Annotated in this window: 17 protein-coding genes, 4 tRNA genes, 1 riboswitch and 1 other annotated feature; of the genes, 17 read left to right on the forward strand and 4 right to left on the reverse strand. The window is 28.0% G+C overall.

Going from position 1 to position 18,087, the window contains the following annotated elements:
* The first annotated feature begins 2 nt into the window (after window positions 1-2).
* Both I4V63_RS09485 and rpsD read left to right on the forward strand, forming a co-directional pair.
* Entirely contained in the window at window positions 3-1,223 is a 1,221-nt protein-coding gene (locus tag I4V63_RS09485; protein WP_196001027.1) for a homoserine dehydrogenase, read from the forward strand.
* A gap of 294 nt (window positions 1,224-1,517) precedes the next feature.
* Window positions 1,518-2,114, forward strand: a complete 597-nt coding sequence (rpsD, locus tag I4V63_RS09490) for a 30S ribosomal protein S4 (protein WP_196001028.1) — start codon at window positions 1,518-1,520, stop codon at window positions 2,112-2,114.
* A 155-nt stretch (window positions 2,115-2,269) separates the two neighbouring features.
* Here the strand turns inward: rpsD and I4V63_RS09495 are convergent, their stop codons facing one another.
* Complete coding sequence (locus I4V63_RS09495; protein ID WP_196001029.1) at window positions 2,270-3,196, reverse strand: M48 family metallopeptidase; 927 nt, start codon at window positions 3,194-3,196, stop codon at window positions 2,270-2,272.
* A 137-nt stretch (window positions 3,197-3,333) separates the two neighbouring features.
* Window positions 3,334-5,265, reverse strand: a complete 1,932-nt coding sequence (gene thrS / locus I4V63_RS09500; protein WP_196001030.1) for a threonine--tRNA ligase — start codon at window positions 5,263-5,265, stop codon at window positions 3,334-3,336.
* Window positions 5,266-5,526: 261 nt separating this feature from the next.
* Window positions 5,527-5,736: a binding site (T-box leader), on the reverse strand.
* Window positions 5,737-6,051: 315 nt separating this feature from the next.
* Between thrS and I4V63_RS09505 the strand changes: the two genes are divergently transcribed.
* From I4V63_RS09505 to I4V63_RS09515, 3 genes are all read left to right on the forward strand, one after another.
* Entirely contained in the window at window positions 6,052-6,288 is a 237-nt protein-coding gene (locus tag I4V63_RS09505) for a hypothetical protein (RefSeq protein WP_196001031.1), read from the forward strand.
* A gap of 55 nt (window positions 6,289-6,343) precedes the next feature.
* Window positions 6,344-6,427, forward strand: a tRNA-Leu gene (locus I4V63_RS09510).
* A 112-nt stretch (window positions 6,428-6,539) separates the two neighbouring features.
* A tRNA-Gly gene (locus I4V63_RS09515) sits at window positions 6,540-6,613 on the forward strand.
* Window positions 6,614-6,825: 212 nt separating this feature from the next.
* Here I4V63_RS09515 and I4V63_RS09520 read toward each other — a convergent pair.
* On the reverse strand, window positions 6,826-7,227 hold the full coding sequence (locus I4V63_RS09520; protein ID WP_196001032.1) for an HNH endonuclease signature motif containing protein: 402 nt from the start codon (window positions 7,225-7,227) through the stop codon (window positions 6,826-6,828).
* A gap of 192 nt (window positions 7,228-7,419) precedes the next feature.
* Here I4V63_RS09520 and I4V63_RS09525 point away from each other — a divergent pair, with 192 nt between their 5' ends.
* The 4 genes from I4V63_RS09525 (at window position 7,420) to I4V63_RS09540 (ending at window position 10,051) form a co-directional block, all read left to right on the forward strand.
* Window positions 7,420-8,094: a hypothetical protein gene (locus I4V63_RS09525; protein WP_196001033.1), complete on the forward strand. Its 675-nt coding sequence runs from the start codon at window positions 7,420-7,422 to the stop codon at window positions 8,092-8,094.
* Between the two features lie 50 nt (window positions 8,095-8,144).
* Window positions 8,145-8,218 (forward strand) — tRNA-Gly (locus tag I4V63_RS09530).
* 6 nt (window positions 8,219-8,224) lie between these two features.
* A tRNA-Lys gene (locus tag I4V63_RS09535) sits at window positions 8,225-8,300 on the forward strand.
* 187 nt (window positions 8,301-8,487) lie between these two features.
* Window positions 8,488-8,682: riboswitch (SAM riboswitch) on the forward strand.
* 85 nt (window positions 8,683-8,767) lie between these two features.
* Window positions 8,768-10,051, forward strand: coding sequence for a Na+/H+ antiporter NhaC family protein (locus I4V63_RS09540; RefSeq protein ID WP_196001034.1), 1,284 nt, complete (start codon window positions 8,768-8,770; stop codon window positions 10,049-10,051).
* A 131-nt stretch (window positions 10,052-10,182) separates the two neighbouring features.
* Here I4V63_RS09540 and ispF read toward each other — a convergent pair whose 3' ends face one another.
* Window positions 10,183-10,659, reverse strand: a complete 477-nt coding sequence (ispF, locus tag I4V63_RS09545; protein ID WP_196001035.1) for a 2-C-methyl-D-erythritol 2,4-cyclodiphosphate synthase — start codon at window positions 10,657-10,659, stop codon at window positions 10,183-10,185.
* A 479-nt stretch (window positions 10,660-11,138) separates the two neighbouring features.
* Between ispF and I4V63_RS09550 the strand changes: the two genes are divergently transcribed.
* The 8 genes from I4V63_RS09550 to I4V63_RS09585 all read left to right on the forward strand — a co-directional run.
* The gene (locus I4V63_RS09550; RefSeq protein ID WP_347707729.1) at window positions 11,139-11,738 is read left to right on the forward strand and encodes a class D sortase; all 600 of its coding nucleotides are present in this window, start codon (window positions 11,139-11,141) and stop codon (window positions 11,736-11,738) included.
* 15 nt (window positions 11,739-11,753) lie between these two features.
* Entirely contained in the window at window positions 11,754-12,758 is a 1,005-nt protein-coding gene (locus I4V63_RS09555; RefSeq protein WP_196001037.1) for an anti-sigma factor domain-containing protein, read from the forward strand.
* 84 nt (window positions 12,759-12,842) lie between these two features.
* Entirely contained in the window at window positions 12,843-13,628 is a 786-nt protein-coding gene (gene rluF / locus I4V63_RS09560) for a 23S rRNA pseudouridine(2604) synthase RluF (protein ID WP_196001038.1), read from the forward strand.
* Between the two features lie 674 nt (window positions 13,629-14,302).
* Window positions 14,303-15,031 carry a DUF3298 and DUF4163 domain-containing protein gene (locus tag I4V63_RS09565; RefSeq protein WP_196001039.1) on the forward strand — a complete coding sequence of 243 codons (729 nt, stop codon included), beginning with the start codon at window positions 14,303-14,305 and terminating at the stop codon, window positions 15,029-15,031.
* Between the two features lie 32 nt (window positions 15,032-15,063).
* On the forward strand, window positions 15,064-16,440 hold the full coding sequence (locus I4V63_RS09570) for an aldehyde dehydrogenase (RefSeq protein ID WP_196001040.1): 1,377 nt from the start codon (window positions 15,064-15,066) through the stop codon (window positions 16,438-16,440).
* A 69-nt stretch (window positions 16,441-16,509) separates the two neighbouring features.
* Window positions 16,510-16,782, forward strand: a complete 273-nt coding sequence (locus I4V63_RS09575; RefSeq protein ID WP_196001041.1) for a sugar phosphate nucleotidyltransferase — start codon at window positions 16,510-16,512, stop codon at window positions 16,780-16,782.
* Window positions 16,783-17,076: 294 nt separating this feature from the next.
* A complete protein-coding gene (locus tag I4V63_RS09580; protein WP_042402220.1) occupies window positions 17,077-17,271 on the forward strand; it encodes a hypothetical protein in 195 nt (64 codons plus the stop codon).
* A gap of 137 nt (window positions 17,272-17,408) precedes the next feature.
* Window positions 17,409-18,087 (forward strand): helix-turn-helix domain-containing protein (locus tag I4V63_RS09585; protein WP_196001042.1); only part of this gene is annotated, 679 nt, incomplete at its 3' end.

Genomic DNA, 18,087 nt, shown 5'->3' on the forward strand with positions numbered 1-18,087 from the left:
TAATGACTAAAGTAGCTATTATGGGATATGGAGTAGTAGGCAGTGGGCTTATTGAATTAATAGATAAGAATAGAGAATACAACAGGGAAGGCAAGATACTAATAACTAGTATATTAGTTAGAAATAAAGAAAAACATTATAACTCAAGTCATAATGAGGTTATAACTACTGATGTAGAGGAGTTCTTTTCTATTAAAAGCGATGTTGTAATAGAAGTAATTGGTGGGTTGCATCCTGCTTATGATTATGTAAAAAGAGCATTAGCTTTAGGAAAGCATGTTGTTACAGCTAACAAAGATCTAATAGCTACTTTTGGAGATGAACTTTTCCAATTGGCAAAAGACAATAATGTCTCATTAAAATTTGAAGCAGCTGTAGCAGGAGGTATACCAATAATAAAGCCATTAACTGAAAGCCTTTATGGTAATGGAATTAGTAGTATAAAAGCAATATTAAATGGAACTACAAATTTTATATTAACTAAGATGGATGGGGGCAATTTATCCTATGAAGAGGCTTTAAGTGAAGCACAACAGCTTGGTTTTGCAGAAGCTAATCCAGAATCAGATGTTATGGGATATGACTCAGCAAGAAAGCTTGCAATATTATCAAGTTTAGCATTTGATAAAAAGTTTAAGTGGAATGATATATCAATAGAGGGGATTACTAATATAGATACAAATGATTTTAAATATGCTAATAAATTAAACTGTAAAATTAAGCTTATAGCAGAAGCCTTTAAGTGTAAAGGTGGAGTTTATACTTCAGTAAAGCCTATATTAGTAGATAATGAAAGTATATTAGCTCAAATTAATAATGAGGTAAATGCGGTTATTTTAAATGGAGATGAAATAGGAGAACTATTATTTGTTGGTAAGGGAGCAGGTAAACTTCCCACAGGAAGTGCTGTTTATAGTGATTTAAATGATATTATAAATAATAGATTTACCAAAGTTGATAGCTTCAATAAAGAAGAGGCAAATGTAATAAAATTTGCTAGTAAAACTTGCAATTGTATATTAAGAGTAAAGGCTTTGGATAAAGAAGAAGTAATAAATAGATGTAGAGAAGCTTTTAATAATATAAAAGTTATTGATAAGTCTATTGATGATGAGGTTGCAATTTTTATTGAATGTACTTCAGAAGCATACGTTGAAAAATTTATTGAAGAAATAGAAGATGAAATTTATTATGAAGCGGCTAAAAAGTTAATAGTAGCTTAAATTAATTACGATAAAATTTATAAGTAGTAGTATAGATAGTGATAAGTGGTAAGTAACAAGTTTATGACAAAATTTTGTTGAGAGATTTAAAATTGAATTTATTCAGTTAGTCTAAATTTGTAATCTTAATTTCTTATCGCTATTTTTATTGCAATTAAATATTTTATATTTTTTTATTATTGAAAAAAAGATAGGCAGAAAATGAAATGATAATGATAATTATTATCATTTACAAAGAGGTAAATGTATGATATATTGTATTTAGGCTTAGAAATAATTTAAGGAGATGATTATATGGCAAAGATGATGGGCCCAAGGTTTAAGCAGTGCAGACGATTAGGCTTAAATGTTTGTGGACACCCAAAAGCAATGAATAGAGCTACTAAAGGCACAGCAAGAAATGATAAAAAGCTTTCTGACTATGGTACTCAATTATTAGAAAAACAAAGATTAAGAGCTTATTATGGGATTATGGAAAAGCAATTTGCTAATTACTTTGAAAAAGCATCTAAATCAAGAGAATTAACAGGGCATGCTTTAATTAATTTATTAGAATGCAGATTAGATAATTTAGTTTATAGATTAGGATTTGCAAATTCAATAAGACAGGCAAGACAAATGGTTGTACATGGTCATTTTTTAGTTAATGGTAAAAAGGTTGATATTCCATCATTCAATGTTTCTGTTGGAGATGAAATAAAATTAAGAGAAAAGTCTCAAAAGAATGTCATGTTTAAAGAAAATTTTGAATCAAATATTCTTAATGTTTTACCATATTTAAGTAAAGATGAAGCTAATTTCTCGGGAGTTTTACAAAGATATCCTGAAAGAACAGAGGTTCCAATAGAAATTAATGAAGTTTTAGTTGTAGAGTATTATTCTAAAAACTAGCTAGTATCATCTTTCCTTTAAGGAATAAAATTTTCTCTAAAAATTATATCTTATGTTATTTATAAGCCACTGTTGAATTTAAATAAGTTGTGTGAAAATGAAAATAGTTAATGTAATGTGCAGATTACATTAACTATTTTTCATTTTACATATTATCAATAAAGGTCTCCACTTCCTTCACCTTTTATTAAGGCTCTGATCCTTTTTGGCAATATTGGGTGGCTACTCATTAAGTTATTGCACCACACAAAAAAGCCACGAATATCAGCACTGTTATTAATATAGTCATAAACATCAATTTTTTTGTAAAGGTGCTTACCTGCAAATAAGGAAAACATAGCCTCAACGCCAGAATTCCCTGTAACTTTTTGAGCTAATCTATCACAACTATATTCTCTAGCTCTTGAAGCAGTGCTACCTATAATAGGTAGTACAGTTGAAAACAGTATAAATAAATTATAATAAAAAGTAGCATGCTTATATTTAATATGAGCTAATTCATGAGCTATTATAAAATTAATAGATTCTAAGTCGTTATATTCTCTATAAGCAATTTCAAATAAATCGCTATCAATTTCAATGTATTGTTTACGAATTATAAAAGCAGAAAAAGCATTCATAACACCATTTTGTTGGATTAAAAAGGCTTCAGGAACCCTTTTTAGACCTAATTTATGAGAATATTTAGCTATATTATAATAAACTTCTGGGAAGTTATTTTCAGTAATTTTTATAGCCCTTGACCTGTATTTAGCATAATAAAGATTTACTCCAAAAGGAAAAGCAATTATTGTTACAATACCTGCTAGTAGTATTTGCAGTTCGGTTGGAAAACTACTTAAAGCAGAAGTAGGAGATATTACTACATTTGCATATGAAGAAGGGTCTGAAAATGATTCTTTTAATGTATCAGGTAATGTATTATAGTTATGTATATTTATAATACAAAGTGCTATAACTGTGATTATTATAGCAAAATTAATAAATAGTAATATCCCATACCATTTCTTTTCAGATTTATGTCTACAGCCTTCAATTTCTTCCTTATTTAATTCAATATTGTCTTGTTCATAAAAACTCAAGATTCTCAATTCCTTTCAAAAATTTATTAAAAAGTATATCATTAATATACATATATTTCACGATTTTTATGTTGTTTATAATATAAATTCATTAAAAAAACATGGTAAACTAATTTGCTTACCATGTTTAAATAAAATTATCTTTCTTTATTAGCTATTTCAGTAGTAATTCTAGAAACAAAAGCATCTAAAGCCATTGCACCTTCATCATCATTCTTTCTGCTTCTTACAGACACTTCGTTGTTAGCAGCTTCTTTTTCACCAACAACTAGGATATAAGGAACTCTTTCAAGTCTAGCTTCTCTGATTTTATAACCAATTTTTTCAGTTCTGTGGTCAACTTCAACTCTAACACCATTTTTTCTTAAAGTTCTAACTACATCATCAGCATAGTCAGCATACTTATCAGAAAGTGGAAGAACTTTAGCTTGAACAGGTGACATCCATGTTGGGAAAGCTCCAGCATACTTTTCAATTAAAGTAGCGATAGTTCTTTCATAACATCCAATTGAAGATCTATGAATAACGAATGGTACTTTCTTTTCACCATCTTTATCGATGTAAGTCATACCAAGTCTTTCACCTAAAGCAAAGTCAATTTGAACAGTAATTATTGTATCTTCTTTTCCATGAACATTTTTAGATTGAATATCAAGTTTTGGTCCGTAGAATGCAGCTTCACCTTCAGCTTCAACATAATCAATTCCAAGATGATCTAATATAGTTCTCATTTGATTTTGAGTAGCTTCCCAAGCTTCAGGGTTATTTATATACTTTTCAGTATTTGTTGGATCCCACTTAGAGAATCTGTAAGAAATATCTTCAGATATTCCTAAAGTTTCCATAACATAGTTTATTAAATCAACAACTTCTTTAAATTCGTCTTCTAATTGTTCTGGAGTACAGATTATATGACCTTCAGATAAAGTGAATTGTCTAACTCTAGTAAGACCATGCATTTCTCCTGAAGCTTCTTTTCTAAATAGAGTAGAAGTTTCAGCATATCTTATTGGAAGATCTCTGTAACTATGTTGTTCTGCGTTATAAACTGTGAATTGGAATGGGCAAGTCATTGGTCTTAAAGCCATAACTTCAGCATCTTTTTCTTCATCACCTAATACGAACATACCATCTTTATAATGGCTCCAGTGTCCAGAAGCTACAAATAAATCATTCTTAGACATAAATGGAGTCTTAGTTAAAACATAGCCTCTCTTTTCTTCTTCATCTTCAATCCATCTTTGAAGAGTTTGGAATAATTTAGCTCCCTTAGGCATGAATAATGGAAGACCTTGACCTACTTTTTCATCAGTAGTGAATATTCCAAGTTCTCTACCTAATTTATTATGATCTCTCTTCTTAGCTTCTTCTAAAGCTTCTAAATGAGCATCTAAATCAGCCTTCTTTAAGAATGCAGTTCCGTAAATTCTAGAAAGCATTTTATTCTTTTCGTCACCTTTCCAGTAAGCACCAGCACTTCTTATAAGCTTAATAGCTTTAATGTTTTTTATTGACATTACGTGCGGCCCAGCGCAAAGGTCTGTAAAATCACCAATTTTATAGAATGATATGATTTCATCTTCTGGAAGGTCATTTATTAATTCAACTTTATAAGGTTCATCTTTCATAAGTTCTAAAGCTTCGTCTCTTGGAAGTTCGAATCTTTCTATTGAAGGATTTTCCTTAATTATTTTTTTCATTTCAGCTTCTATTTTATCTAAGTCTTCAGCTGTAAAAGCTTTTTCTACATCAAAATCATAGTAGAAACCATTAGCAATTGCAGGTCCTATAGCAATTTTAGCTTCTGGGAATAATCTTTTAACTGCAGCAGCAAGTACATGAGAAACAGTATGTCTTACAGCATCTTTTCCTTCTTGAGAGTCAAAAGTGCAAATTTCTAATTCGCAATCTTCATTTAAAACTGTTCTTAAGTCAACAACATTTCCATTAACTATTCCACATTGAGCAACTCTTGCTAAACCTTCACTAATTGCTTTAGCAACATCTAAAACTGATGATCCATTTTCAACTTCTTTAATAGATCCATCTTTTAAAGTAATTTTAATCATTTTAGTATCTCCCTTCATTTTAAGTGAAATTCAAAATCTTCGATTTTGTTAATTGAACATACTCATCGAATTTAATAGACGATGAGATTCATTTGATATTCATTTAAAATTAAGTTGTAATTTTAGATAAGTGTTAATATGTATGTGTAGCGTCTTATTGTTAACCCAAAATTGAATTTCAACTTAATTTCAATATGATAATAAATAAATTTATGTATAAAAAAAGCTCTCCATCACTTTTCTTATACAAATATAGTACAGAAAAGGGACGAGAGCATTATATTCCCGCGGTTCCACCCTTAATTGCCTAAAAATAGGCCTCTTAAGTAAACATCGTAACGTGATGCAACGGACTGGATTAGAGTCTCTCAGAGGTAGTCTTCAATTAATTTCATTTAAAAATACTTTCAGCTATTATATTTTCTCTCTGCAAATGAAGCTTTAATTTACTCGTCTCTTCATCGATTTTAACTTTAAAACAACTATAAATATAATTTAAAAATAATATAAATTATATCAATCCAATTTTGTACAATCACTATAGGTCAAAATCAGAATTTCATTTAAGAATAATTATAATTATACAAATTAATTATGTCAATAAACTGTTTTTTTATAATTGAGATTATAAATTTTAATTTAGTTAATAGAGATTAGTCAGAGAGTAGGAAAGTAAGGCTTCATTTTAAATTATAAAAATTTTAAGAAACAGTTATTTTGTTAAGTAAAGATTAATATAAATATATTAATTATGGATATAATAATTTAATTTAGGGAGTGGAGTTTATGGCTAAATATGTAAATCATGAGTTTTCATCTAGTGATTGGCTTAGATATTTTTCAAATAAATCTAACCATTGGATTTTAAAATATTGGCGTAATAATAAAGAAAATTTTTTTAATAGATTTATGATAATAGGGGATAAAAGATTATTAATAATAGGGGATAAAGAGAGAGGAAATACTTATGAATTTTTAAAACCTCGAGAGGAGTCTTTTATTCAATTAGATATGGAAATCTAGAGGGAAAATATATTGAAATTATTTTACAAAAGTTGTAAAATGGATTTATGGAAATGCAGATGTGGCGAAATTGGCAGACGCACTAGACTTAGGATCTAGCGCCATAGGCGTATGGGTTCGACTCCCTTCATCTGCACCATTAAAAAAATAAAAAATAAAAAAGTATAAAAAAGTAGTTGACAAGATATTAATAAGATTATATAATCTTAAGTGTAGAAACGAGCTCGACAGAATCGAGTGAAAATATTTATGCGGGTATCGTATATCGGTAATACTCCAGCCTTCCAAGCTGGAAAGGTGGGTTCGATTCCCACTACCCGCTCCAGGTAAGACTGTGTTTACACAGTCTTTTTTGTTTTTGTTTGTTTAATTTATATCGTTACATAGGAATATGTTTATTAGATAAGCATATTAAATACAGGTAATATAGATATTAGTAGAGAGTAAATATAAAAAAATTGCCTTCAAAATTATCATATATAATAATTTTGAAGGCGATTCTATATGCTTAAATAGTGTTTTATATTCAATATAATTTTATAGTACTTCAGTTAAACGGTCTAAAGCAAGCTCTTCTAAAGTTTCTATGCTGTATTTAACACACCCCATAAGTGTATAGATTATATCATCGCGTTTATAGCCTTCTTTATATCTCTTTAAGTTCTTTAATAATCTTTTTAAGGAATTATTATGAACACCTAAAATTTGAGAAATCTCCTTTGGAGAGTAATATTCCTTTTGAAGAGTATTGTACAATTTATTTTGCATTTCGATTTTATATTGAAGATCTACAAATTGGTTTTGATGTGGACCATTTTTTCCTCGGTGATGATAAGCGCATAAATACTTATAATTTAACTCAATATCAAAACCACCCTCGCTTCTATGAACTATATGATGAACATCAGCTTTGTTTCCACATATCTCACAATTGTACAATAGATTGCCCCCTTTATTTTTTATGAATATAATATAAGAAATTTATATTGATATTATATTCTAAATAGTGTTAAATATCAAATTTACATAATGAAAAATGTTACTATTGATTATTTTTACCATAAAGTGGTATATTTAATATATATTACATTATATTATATTATATTTAAATTTATGAAAGAAGGTGATTATATGAGAGAAAAATATAATTCTTTTGAGTATTGGAAAAATATTATTGTTGAGAATAGAACTATTAGAGGACATATATTTATGAATGAATTACCAACTGAGAAGAGTGTCTATATGCATACTTTAATTTATTCTAGAGGAAATGGATTGAATAATATATGGAGCTATTTTCCGAATATTAAGGCATTTATAGGGTATGTACAATATTCATTTTTACAAGAAGCCTTCTATATATGGATAAATTGCAAAGATGAATCTATCGCTTATATACCATTAATATCTGTTGAAGAAGTAATAAGAGATGGTGAAGCTAGTAAAAAGATTACTAAAGCAGAAGCTGATAAGATGAGAAAAGATATAAATAAAGTGAAGAGATGTTGGGATTTACCTTCTAATAAAGCATTGATAGAAATGAAAAAATTTATAAGAGAGTTTAATAGAAATTGGTATGGGGATAGTAAAGAGTTTTTATATATGAAGTTATTTGATAAACCAGAAGACTTAGGTAAATTTGTTTTAGAATCTAAGTATATGGCAAGTAGTGAAGAAGAGTTTAAAAGTAAGACTAATGAGGATTTAACAACATGGATAGATTTATGTCGTCGTTCTACTAAGGATAAAGAAGCAGGGGAAATTTTCAAGAAAATATTACAAAAGAGTCTCACAGAAGTTATCTAAAATTTATTGACAATATAATTTGTATTGGTTATAATTATATTGTCAATTATGCGGGTATCGTATATCGGTAATACTCCAGCCTTCCAAGCTGGAAAGGTGGGTTCGATTCCCACTACCCGCTCCATTTTATGCGCTATTAGCTCAGTTGGTAGAGCACCTGACTCTTAATCAGGGTGTCCCCGGTTCGAACCCGTGATGGCGCACCAAAAAAAGAAGTAACTTTTGTTACTTCTTTTTTATTGATTTTGGTTGGACTTTGTTTTACAGTTGACAGTGATATATCAACTTGTTAATATGTATAAGAAATGTATTTTAAAAATATAAAGGTTAAATTTATGAGTAATAAAGTTATATTAGAAAAATAAAACTTTAGGATCATATTTAAAAATTAATATCTTATCAAGAGTGGTGGAGGGACTGGCCCTGTGAAACCCAGCAACCTATTAGCAGTTAGGAGCTATTAGTTAGTAGTTGATATAAAAACTTAAATAGTTTTTATATTTTAGAAATTCAGTGGAATTTTATCGATAACTATTAACTAAAAACTCAAAACTATTAATGATGGTGCTAAATCCTGATAGATGAGAAATTATAAGTAGTTTTGATAATTAAGCTTCTGAGTTTCTCGGGGGCTTTTTTTTTATTTGAGTAAAATACCAAGGAGGAGAGAGAGATGAATAAAAAAGGAAATGGATGGGCATTATTACCATTGTTAGTTTTTATAATAGTCTATGTATCATCAGCTTTATTAGCAAAAGATTTTTATGCAGTATCAGTAATTGTACCATTTTTAGCTGCAACATTAGTTGCATTATTAATGAATAGAAAAGTTAAATTTGATGAAAAAGTTGAAATTTTTTGTAAGGGTGCTGGGAATAGCAATATAATATTGATGGTGTTAATATTTATTTTAGCTGGGGCATTTGCACAAGTAGCTAAATCTATGGGAGCTGTTGATTCAACTGTAAATTTAGGGTTATCAATACTTCCAAGTAATATAATGATTACAGGAATATTTGTAATTGCTTGTTTTATTTCATTATCAGTTGGAACATCAATGGGTACTATAGTTGCATTAGTTCCAATAGCTGTTGGAGTTGCAGAAAAAACAGGAATAGTTACAGCAATTGCAGTTGCAGCAGTGGTTTGTGGAGCGATGTTTGGAGATAACTTATCAATGATTTCAGATACGACTATAGCAGCAACAAGAACTCAAGGTTGTGAGATGAAAGATAAGTTTAAAATGAATTTTAAAATTGTGCTACCTGCAGCTGTAATTACAGCTTTAATTTTTATTTTAATAACAAGAAATTCAGGGGTAACTAGTGTTGAAGCATTAGAGTATAGTTTAATAAAAATAGTTCCTTATATAGCTGTTATTGTAGGAGCTTTAGTAGGATTAAATGTTATTGTAGTTTTATTAGGTGGAACAGTAATAGCAGGTATTATTGGATTTGCAACAGGAAGTTTTGATATATTAGGGTTTTTTGGAGCAATTGCTGATGGAATAGGTGGAATGAGTGAACTTATTATAATATCTATTTTGATTGCCGGAACTATTGAAATTATAAAATATAATGGTGGAATAGATTTTATTATTAATAAGGGGCTAAGAGGTTTTAAGAGTAAAATGGGTGCAGAATTTGGAATTGCAGCTTTAGTTAGTTTAGTAGATATTTGCACAGCAAATAATACTGTAGCAATTGTTACTGTAGGACCTATAGCTAAGGATATATCAGATGAAGTAGGGTTAGAGCCTAAGAGAGTTGCAGGAATTATGGACATGTTTTCTTGTGTATTTCAAGGGGTAATTCCTTATGGTGCACAACTTATATCAGCAGCTGGACTTGCTGCACTTTCACCATTTGCAATAATGAAATATTTATTTTATCCGTATTTAATGGGGGTTTCAGCAATTATTGCAATAGCATGGTATCATAGAAAAAAGGCAAAATAAATTAAGAAATAATATATTGATTAGCAAATATTGTGCTAAAACAATTAAATACATAATTTTAAAAAGATGATATAAAAATAGTAGTGTAGGATTAGATATATTTCCTACACTACTATTTTTAATTTAAAATATTATTTATTCTTTTCAATTAGACAAATTGATTGTGATGATATTCCAAGGCCTTTACCTGTAAATCCAAGGCCTTCTTCAGTTGTTGCTTTAACGTTTATTTGCTCTATTGATATGTTCAAAGCAGTGGCTATATTTTCGCGCATATTAGGTATATGAGGTGCCATTTTTGGCTTTTGAGCAATTATTGTAGTATCAATATTTCCAATTGTATAATTATGTTCATGTAATAGATTGCCAACATGTTTTAATAATTCAATACTAGAAATCCCTTTGTATTTTAAATCAGTATCAGGAAAATGTTTACCAATATCTCCTAATGCTGAAGCTCCAAGTAAAGAATCCATTATTGCGTGTACAAGTACATCAGCATCTGAATGACCAAGTAAACCTAATTCATAAGGTATTTTTACTCCGCCTAAAATTAAATCTCTATTTTCTACTAATTTATGTACGTCATATCCCATTCCTATTCTCATTAAATCACCTCATTAATTTTTTATCTTATAGCTTAGTCATAATAGCTATTATATTCAATAAGCTTAGCAAGCAGGTGAAATTAGAACTTCACCTGCAACTATAAAAGTTCCATATATATATATTAACATAAAGATGTATTTTGAAAATAAAAATGGGATAATAAAATTAATAGTTCGAAGTTTTTCTACTATTATAAGAAGCTTGTTTTTTGTTTTTATTATGATTGATTCTGAATGGAAAAATTCTTAATAGCTTAGAGTAAAGCCTATATAATAATAAAAGAGATTTAGAGTTAATTCTTTTTCTTTTGAATATGAAATCGATATAAATCACATTATCTTTATTATATTTCATAAACTCCCCCCATATACTTTACATTAAAAAGTATTAATGTTTTAAGTGCTTATGTTATAATATATGTAGAAAAAATCATATATGTACAAAATTAGAAAAATAAAAAAAGAAATTTAATATAGAGGTGAAATTGTTGGGAAAGTTAAGAAAAGTTGTTGGAATATTACTAATACTTATAGGTGTTGGAATAATTGGAAATGTAGCGTATAAGAAAATAGTTACATACCATAAGCAAAATGAATTATTGGAAGCCTTTGAAAGTCAATTAGCAGAAGGAGATAATGAGAATGATAAGGAAGAAGTAAATTTAGATTCAATAAATGGATATACACCTATAGCTATTATAGAGATTCCTTCAATTAAACTAAAACAGCCTGTTGTGGAAGGAATAACTGAAGATGTAATTAAATATTTTTTAGGAAAGTTCCCAGAGTCAACAATGCCAGGGGAAGTAGGGAATTTTGCAGTTGCGGGACATAGAGTTTCTGATTTTACAGATGCATTTATAAATTTATATAAAGTAAAACCGGGTGATAATGTAATTGTTACTACAAAAGATGGTAAATATACATATGAAGTTGAAGAAAGTTTTATTGTAGACCCAGATCAAGTTGAGGTCTTAGAAAGTGCAGATTATGAAAAAATTACATTAATAACATGTACAATAGGATCAAAGAGAAGAGTAATAGTAACAGGAAAACTTATTGAGAAAAATCAGGCGTAAGGGTAGGGGGCGTAAATGGACAAGTTTCAAAAGAATAAATATCGATTTTCATCAACACAGCCATTGATATTGATTGGTAATGATATAATAGAATCAAGAAATGAACAAGTAAATCAGCTTGTATCAGAATTAATAAAATATAAAGTGCTTTTAAGAGATCTATTAATTTCAGAAGTAGATTATTCCCAAAGAAATGAATTATTAACTATAGCGATGTTTATTATAAATAATTTTGAGTTATATGATACTTTTGTAAAAGATCAAGATGTACCAATTGATATTTTACATAGGTTTACAAGAGTAGATAAGAAGTTCCTACAGAAATATAGAGAGTATATAGTTGCATATACATTGATATTTGGAAATGAAGATTATAAAAACATTCAGGATTATGTACAAATAGCTGAAAATAGTATAGAAGATGAAGAGGAAAAGAGCAAAAAGGAAATTATAGAGTATGAAGAAAAAATAGGTGTTAATGGTATTGTAATAGGGAAAAATAAAAAGAATGCAATTATTCTTACATCTATTGGTGAGTTTAAGAAAGTTAAATTGAATCAAGATGTAATGAATGGAGAAGAGGTTAAGGCAAATGAAAAGAAAACTCTAAAGGATTTTAAAATATATATATCAATTGTATTGATATTTTTAGTAGTTTTTTCAGTTTCTATGGTGTATAAGTATAACAATGTTATTAGAACCATTGTCGTTGAAACAACTTCATCAATTAGATTAGAGATTAATGGATTTAACAGAGTGCTGAGTATTTCATCATCAACAGAAAAGGGACAGTTATTAGTGGAGGAAACTAATCTATTAGATCAAAAGCTTGACAGAGCAATATATAAAATTATAGAATATGCTAATGAAAATGAAATGGTAAAATCAACAGGAATTACAGTAACAATAACAGGTAAAGAATTAAAGCATAATTCCTTAGTTGAAACGGAAGATTATATTTATAAGAAAAACTTAAAGGTCAGGTTTAATAATTCAGGGGTAGAACATAAGGTTAATTAATTATGGATAAATGGACCTCCGGAATCCAAAATTTGGACCCGGGGGTCTTAGATTTTCCAAATATATTATATAAGGAAGGTACATATGCAACAAAAGTCAATAAAAAATAAAAATGTAATTGTTCATAATGATAGAGGAGATACTGTTAGGTTAAACAAGTATATAAGTGAATCGGGCTTTTGTTCAAGAAGAGAAGCCGATAAGTTAATTGAGAGTGGTTTAGTTACTATTGATGGAGTTAAAGCTGAAATGGGAACTAAGGTTTCAAAGGGACAAAAGGTTAAGGTTAATGGAAAATTAATTTCTAAAGAAGAAGAATTGGTTTATATAGTACTTAATAAACCTGTAGGAATAACTTGTACAACTGAGCATAAGGTAAAAGGGAATATTGTTGATTTTGTAAATCATAAAAAGAGAATATTTCCAATAGGAAGATTAGACAAAGATTCACAAGGATTAATATTAATGACTAATGATGGAGATGTAGTTAATAAAATATTAAGAGCTGGGAATAATCATGAAAAAGAGTACATAGTAACAGTTAATAAGCCTATTAATGAAGAATTTGTTAGAAGAATGAGCAATGGGATTAGAATTTTAGGGCAGGTTACAAAAAAATGTTATGTTAAGAAAGAAGGACGTAATACATTTAGGATAATATTAACTCAAGGACTAAACAGACAGATAAGAAGAATGTGCGAAGTTTTAGGTTATGAAGTTGTAAAACTTAAAAGGGTTAGAATTATGAATATAAATTTAGACGATTTGAAGATAGGAAAATGGAGAGATCTTACTTATAAAGAACTTAAAGAGTTAAATTCTCTTATTTCAACATCAGGCAAAACTAAAGAAGTTGATGAAGAGGAATAATAGATTAAATAATAGAGATTTAATAAAAAGAATGGTAAAGTCATAGCGGAATGCTATGGCTTATTTTTTGTAAAAAATTATCCACAGCATTTAAATTGAGATATAGAAATTTGAAAAGATATCCACAGATAATAAAGGGAAAGTGATAGGTAAATAAATTAATAGATTGAAAATATCTGTTTTAAATTATAAATGTGAATTTTATAATTTAAAATGAATAAAAATAATAAAAGAAAATGATGATTAATGATGTAAATTAAAAAAAATGGAAGTGAGGTTATAAAAAAATAAATTAATAATAATAGTTAAATTTATAAAAGTGATTTTATAAATTCTAATGTTTGTAAAAAAATAATAGTTTAAATAAAATGTTAATAAGTTGATAAAAATTAAATGTTTAATTTTAAGTATATAAAAATAAAAAAATGATAAAATAGATATAAAGAATTAGGTAATAAAAAATAATTTGATAATATTTATAAAGATATGCATAAAATAATTTTATGAAAAAAATTATAAAATTAACAAAAAATAGAGGTTACGCACATAATCAACAGGGGGTTGTGGATAACTTGTTTAAAATATGTTGATATATATGTTAATAATTATCAACAATATTGTAGATAATAATAAAAAGAGCGTGAGTATTATCGAAATAAAAGGAGGGTCATTTTATGAAGTGCCTAAAAATGTGGATTTTAGTAATATTAATGTTACTAACAGTAGTCGCGAGTTATCCACAGGCCATGTTGAAAACTGAATACTTAAATGAGGATAATATAAGTGTTGAGGTTGTGGATAAAGTATATAAGTCAAAAAATAATTATTTGGATATTAATGTGATTATCCCGCAAATAAAAGGCTTAAGTAATGATAAAAAGGAAGCTGAAATTAATGATAAGATTGTAAAGTGGACAGAAAAATGGATTGATGAAGCAAAAAGTATTGCTGATGAATATTTCAAGGATTATCCTTCACCATTAATTTCTTATCAATTATATGCAAGATATAAAGTAACTAATAATTCAGATATTATAAGTTTTTATATAGATTATTATCAATTTACAGGTGGGGCTCATGGGATTACCAATAGGGTAGCATATAATATAGATTCGGTAACAGGAAATGAATTGCAGTTAAAGGATATTTTTAAAAGTGATTTTCCTTATAAGGATATATTAAATAAAGAAATTAACAGACAAATAAGTAAAGATCCAGATAGATATTTTCCTGGGAAAGATGGATTTAATGGGATAAATGATAATCAAACCTTTTATATTAAAAATGGTAATATTATAGTTTATTTTGGATTATATGAAATTGCACCATATGCATCAGGTATATCTGAATTTCTTATACCTAATAATATTATACAAAATAATGTTAATTATGGTAAGATTTAAATATGAATTTAAAATAAACGAGGAGTTTGCTAATGGAACATATAGAAATAATCTTTAAAAAACAAAAGAAATTTTTTAGCACTGGTAAAACCATAGATATTAATTATAGAATTCAAAATTTGAAAAAGTTAAAAAATATAATTAAAAGCAATGAAGATAAAATATTAGAGGCATTAAAAAAGGATTTGGGAAAATCAGGATTTGAAGGATATGCCACAGAAATTGGGATTGTATATGATGATATTAATCTTCATATAAAGAACGTTAGAAAGTGGGCAAAAGAGGAGAAAAGAAAGTCGCCTATAATTTACTATCCGTCTAAAAGCTATGTTTATAAGGAACCTTATGGAGTAACACTTATTATAGGACCATTTAATTATCCTTTTCAATTAGTTATATCACCCTTAATAGGGGCTATTTCTGCTGGAAATACTGCAATAATAAAACCATCAGAAAATACTAAGAATGTAGCCTTGTTACTTGAAAAAATGATTAATGAAAACTTTAATGAAGCATATTTAAAGGTTGTAAACCCACTAGGTGGAAAAGAAATAGTATCTACTCTTTTAGACTTACCATTCGATTATATATTTTTTACAGGAAGTGTGAGAGTAGGAAAAATAGTTATGGAAAAGGCTGCAAAATATTTAACGCCTATGACACTAGAACTTGGTGGAAAAAGTCCATGTATAGTTGATTCAGATGCAAAATTAAATTTAGCAGCTAAGAGAATTGTGTGGGGAAAATTCTTAAATGCAGGTCAAACTTGTGTAGCACCTGACTATTTGTGTGTACATAAATCAGTAGCAGAAAAGTTATTAAAGTTAATAGTTGATGAAATACATAAACAGTTTGGAAGTAATATTAGATTAAGCGAGGATTATCCCAGAGTTGTTAATAAAAGCTCCTTAGAGAGATTAATGAGCTATTTAATGGATGGCAAAATTTATTTTGGTGGAAATATTGATAAAGATGATTTGTATATGGAACCAACTATAATAACTAAGCCAGATCTTAATTCTCCTCTTATGACTGATGAAATTTTTGGACCAATTTTACCAGTATTAATTTATGAAGATTTAAATAAGGTAGTTGAATTTATTAATAATAGAGAGAAGCCATTAGCTTTATATTATTTTTCAGAAAATAAAAAGAAAATTAAGCATATTTTAAGGGTAACGACTTCTGGGGGAGTTACTATAAATGATACTATTATTCATGTTGCTAATTCTAATTTACCTTTTGGTGGGGTTGGAAATAGTGGAGTTGGTAAATATCATGGAAGAGAAAGTTTTGAAACATTCACACATAACAGAGCTGTAATGGATAGAGGAACATTTGCAGAATTTAATGTAAGGTTTGCGCCTTATAAAAATAAATTAAAATTAGTAAAGAAAATAATGAAATAGTATTATAATTTCACAATTGTGAAAAAGCACTCATATAATAAACCATAGCACTACATGGAGTGGAATTTTGTGATATACGCGCTAATTTTAGCTGGGGGAAAAGGTACAAGGCTATATCCTTTATCAAGAGCAAATCAACCTAAACAATTTTTAAAGGTTATTAATAATAAAAGCTTTTTAGTAAATACTGTTGAAAGAATTACTCCTTTAATTAAGAAGGACAATATTTATGTAGTAACTAACCAAGATTATTTGGATAAAATAAGAGGTGAGTTATCTGACGTTAATTCTGAAAATATATTTACTGAGCCTGAAAATAAGGAAACTGCTTTATATATCTAAATAGGTTCTAAACCGGTACTATGTAGTACCACCTTTATAAAAAATACCGGTACTATCTAGTACCTATCATGGTACTATTAAAAACCTTATCGGTACTACCTAATACCGTATAGGTACTAAATAGTAGCTAACAAAGAACTAAATATAAAAAACTAAAAATAAATAACTATATATAACAACAACTAATAACTGCCGTGGTTGTTATAATGGTATATAGATATTAGTTTATATTGATAGATACATCACTATATGGTATAATGGTAATAGATAAATAAGTATTTAGGAGGAATTAAAATGGCGGTTGTTAACAGAAAGAGAATATGCACTTCAATATCATTTGAACATTATGATAACTTAATGAAAGTATGTGAAGATAACAAACAGAAACAATCAGCAGTTTTAGAAATAGCATTAGATTTATTAAAGAAGGAAATGGAAAATAAAAACTTATCAGATATAATTCAATATATTAATAATAGTAACAAGTAGAAAAAACTTGTTACTATTTTTTTTATTTATTTTTAAAAAGGTATTGAAAGATACATCACTTTATGATAATATAATTACAGAAGGTAAGTGATGTATCTTGTATGATAGATACATAATAAGCGAAGGGGGTATAAAAAATGAGTTTCAATAGTAACTACTTTAAACAAACTAACAACATATTCAATTTAAAATTAAAACCTAATCAATTCACAATATTATCATATCTAATCAGAATGGCTAACGAAGCCGAAAATTGTTACCCTTCAATGAACAACATTTCTGAAATGTGTTGTGTTAGTAAGTCAACAGTAGTAAAAACTATTGAAGAACTTGAACAGATTGGATATATAACAGTAAATATTGATAATACATACAACGTTTATACAATTAACTATGATGTAATTGAAAGCACTAATAACAGACCAGAAAATGTAAAAAAAACTAGAACTAAAAAAGTATCTAGTAAACCAGAAGTAAAAGAAGTTAAGCCGGTTGATAGTAACGGCAATGCTCCAGTAGATGGACAAATACATTTTACAGAAGTTAAAACAATTGAAGAAAGATTAATAGAAGAAACTGGAGTTACAGAAGAAAGAGTTAAACAAGCTATTGAATATGCAGAATTTAAAAATGCAAAAGATGTATTTGCATATGCTAGAGATACAATAAAGAATAATTGGGATATGCCAAAAACAATAGATGAAATTATTAATAGAACAATTAAAACAACTAAATTCGTAGAACATTGTCCAGCTAGAGAAGGTTTAGAAGAAATTTATAATTCATTAGAAAATAAATTGTTAGGTTGGGATAAAC

It is taken from the genome of Clostridium sp. 1001271B_151109_B4 (assembly GCF_015670405.1).
GTDB lineage: Bacteria > Bacillota > Clostridia > Clostridiales > Clostridiaceae > Clostridium.

Bases quoted from the DNA above. Each gene is read 5' to 3' on its own strand.
- I4V63_RS09485 (WP_196001027.1), top strand. From the start codon at position 3: ATGACTAAAGTAGCTATTATGGGATATGGAGTAGTAGGCAGTGGGCTT.
- rpsD (WP_196001028.1), top strand. From the start codon at position 1,518: ATGGCAAAGATGATGGGCCCAAGGTTTAAGCAGTGCAGACGATTAGGC.
- thrS (WP_196001030.1), bottom strand. From the start codon at position 5,265: ATGATTAAAATTACTTTAAAAGATGGATCTATTAAAGAAGTTGAAAAT.
- I4V63_RS09505 (WP_196001031.1), top strand. From the start codon at position 6,052: ATGGCTAAATATGTAAATCATGAGTTTTCATCTAGTGATTGGCTTAGA.
- I4V63_RS09525 (WP_196001033.1), top strand. From the start codon at position 7,420: ATGAGAGAAAAATATAATTCTTTTGAGTATTGGAAAAATATTATTGTT.
- I4V63_RS09540 (WP_196001034.1), top strand. From the start codon at position 8,768: ATGAATAAAAAAGGAAATGGATGGGCATTATTACCATTGTTAGTTTTT.
- ispF (WP_196001035.1), bottom strand. From the start codon at position 10,659: ATGAGAATAGGAATGGGATATGACGTACATAAATTAGTAGAAAATAGA.
- I4V63_RS09555 (WP_196001037.1), top strand. From the start codon at position 11,754: ATGGACAAGTTTCAAAAGAATAAATATCGATTTTCATCAACACAGCCA.
- rluF (WP_196001038.1), top strand. From the start codon at position 12,843: ATGCAACAAAAGTCAATAAAAAATAAAAATGTAATTGTTCATAATGAT.
- I4V63_RS09565 (WP_196001039.1), top strand. From the start codon at position 14,303: ATGAAGTGCCTAAAAATGTGGATTTTAGTAATATTAATGTTACTAACA.
- I4V63_RS09570 (WP_196001040.1), top strand. From the start codon at position 15,064: ATGGAACATATAGAAATAATCTTTAAAAAACAAAAGAAATTTTTTAGC.
- I4V63_RS09580 (WP_042402220.1), top strand. From the start codon at position 17,077: ATGGCGGTTGTTAACAGAAAGAGAATATGCACTTCAATATCATTTGAA.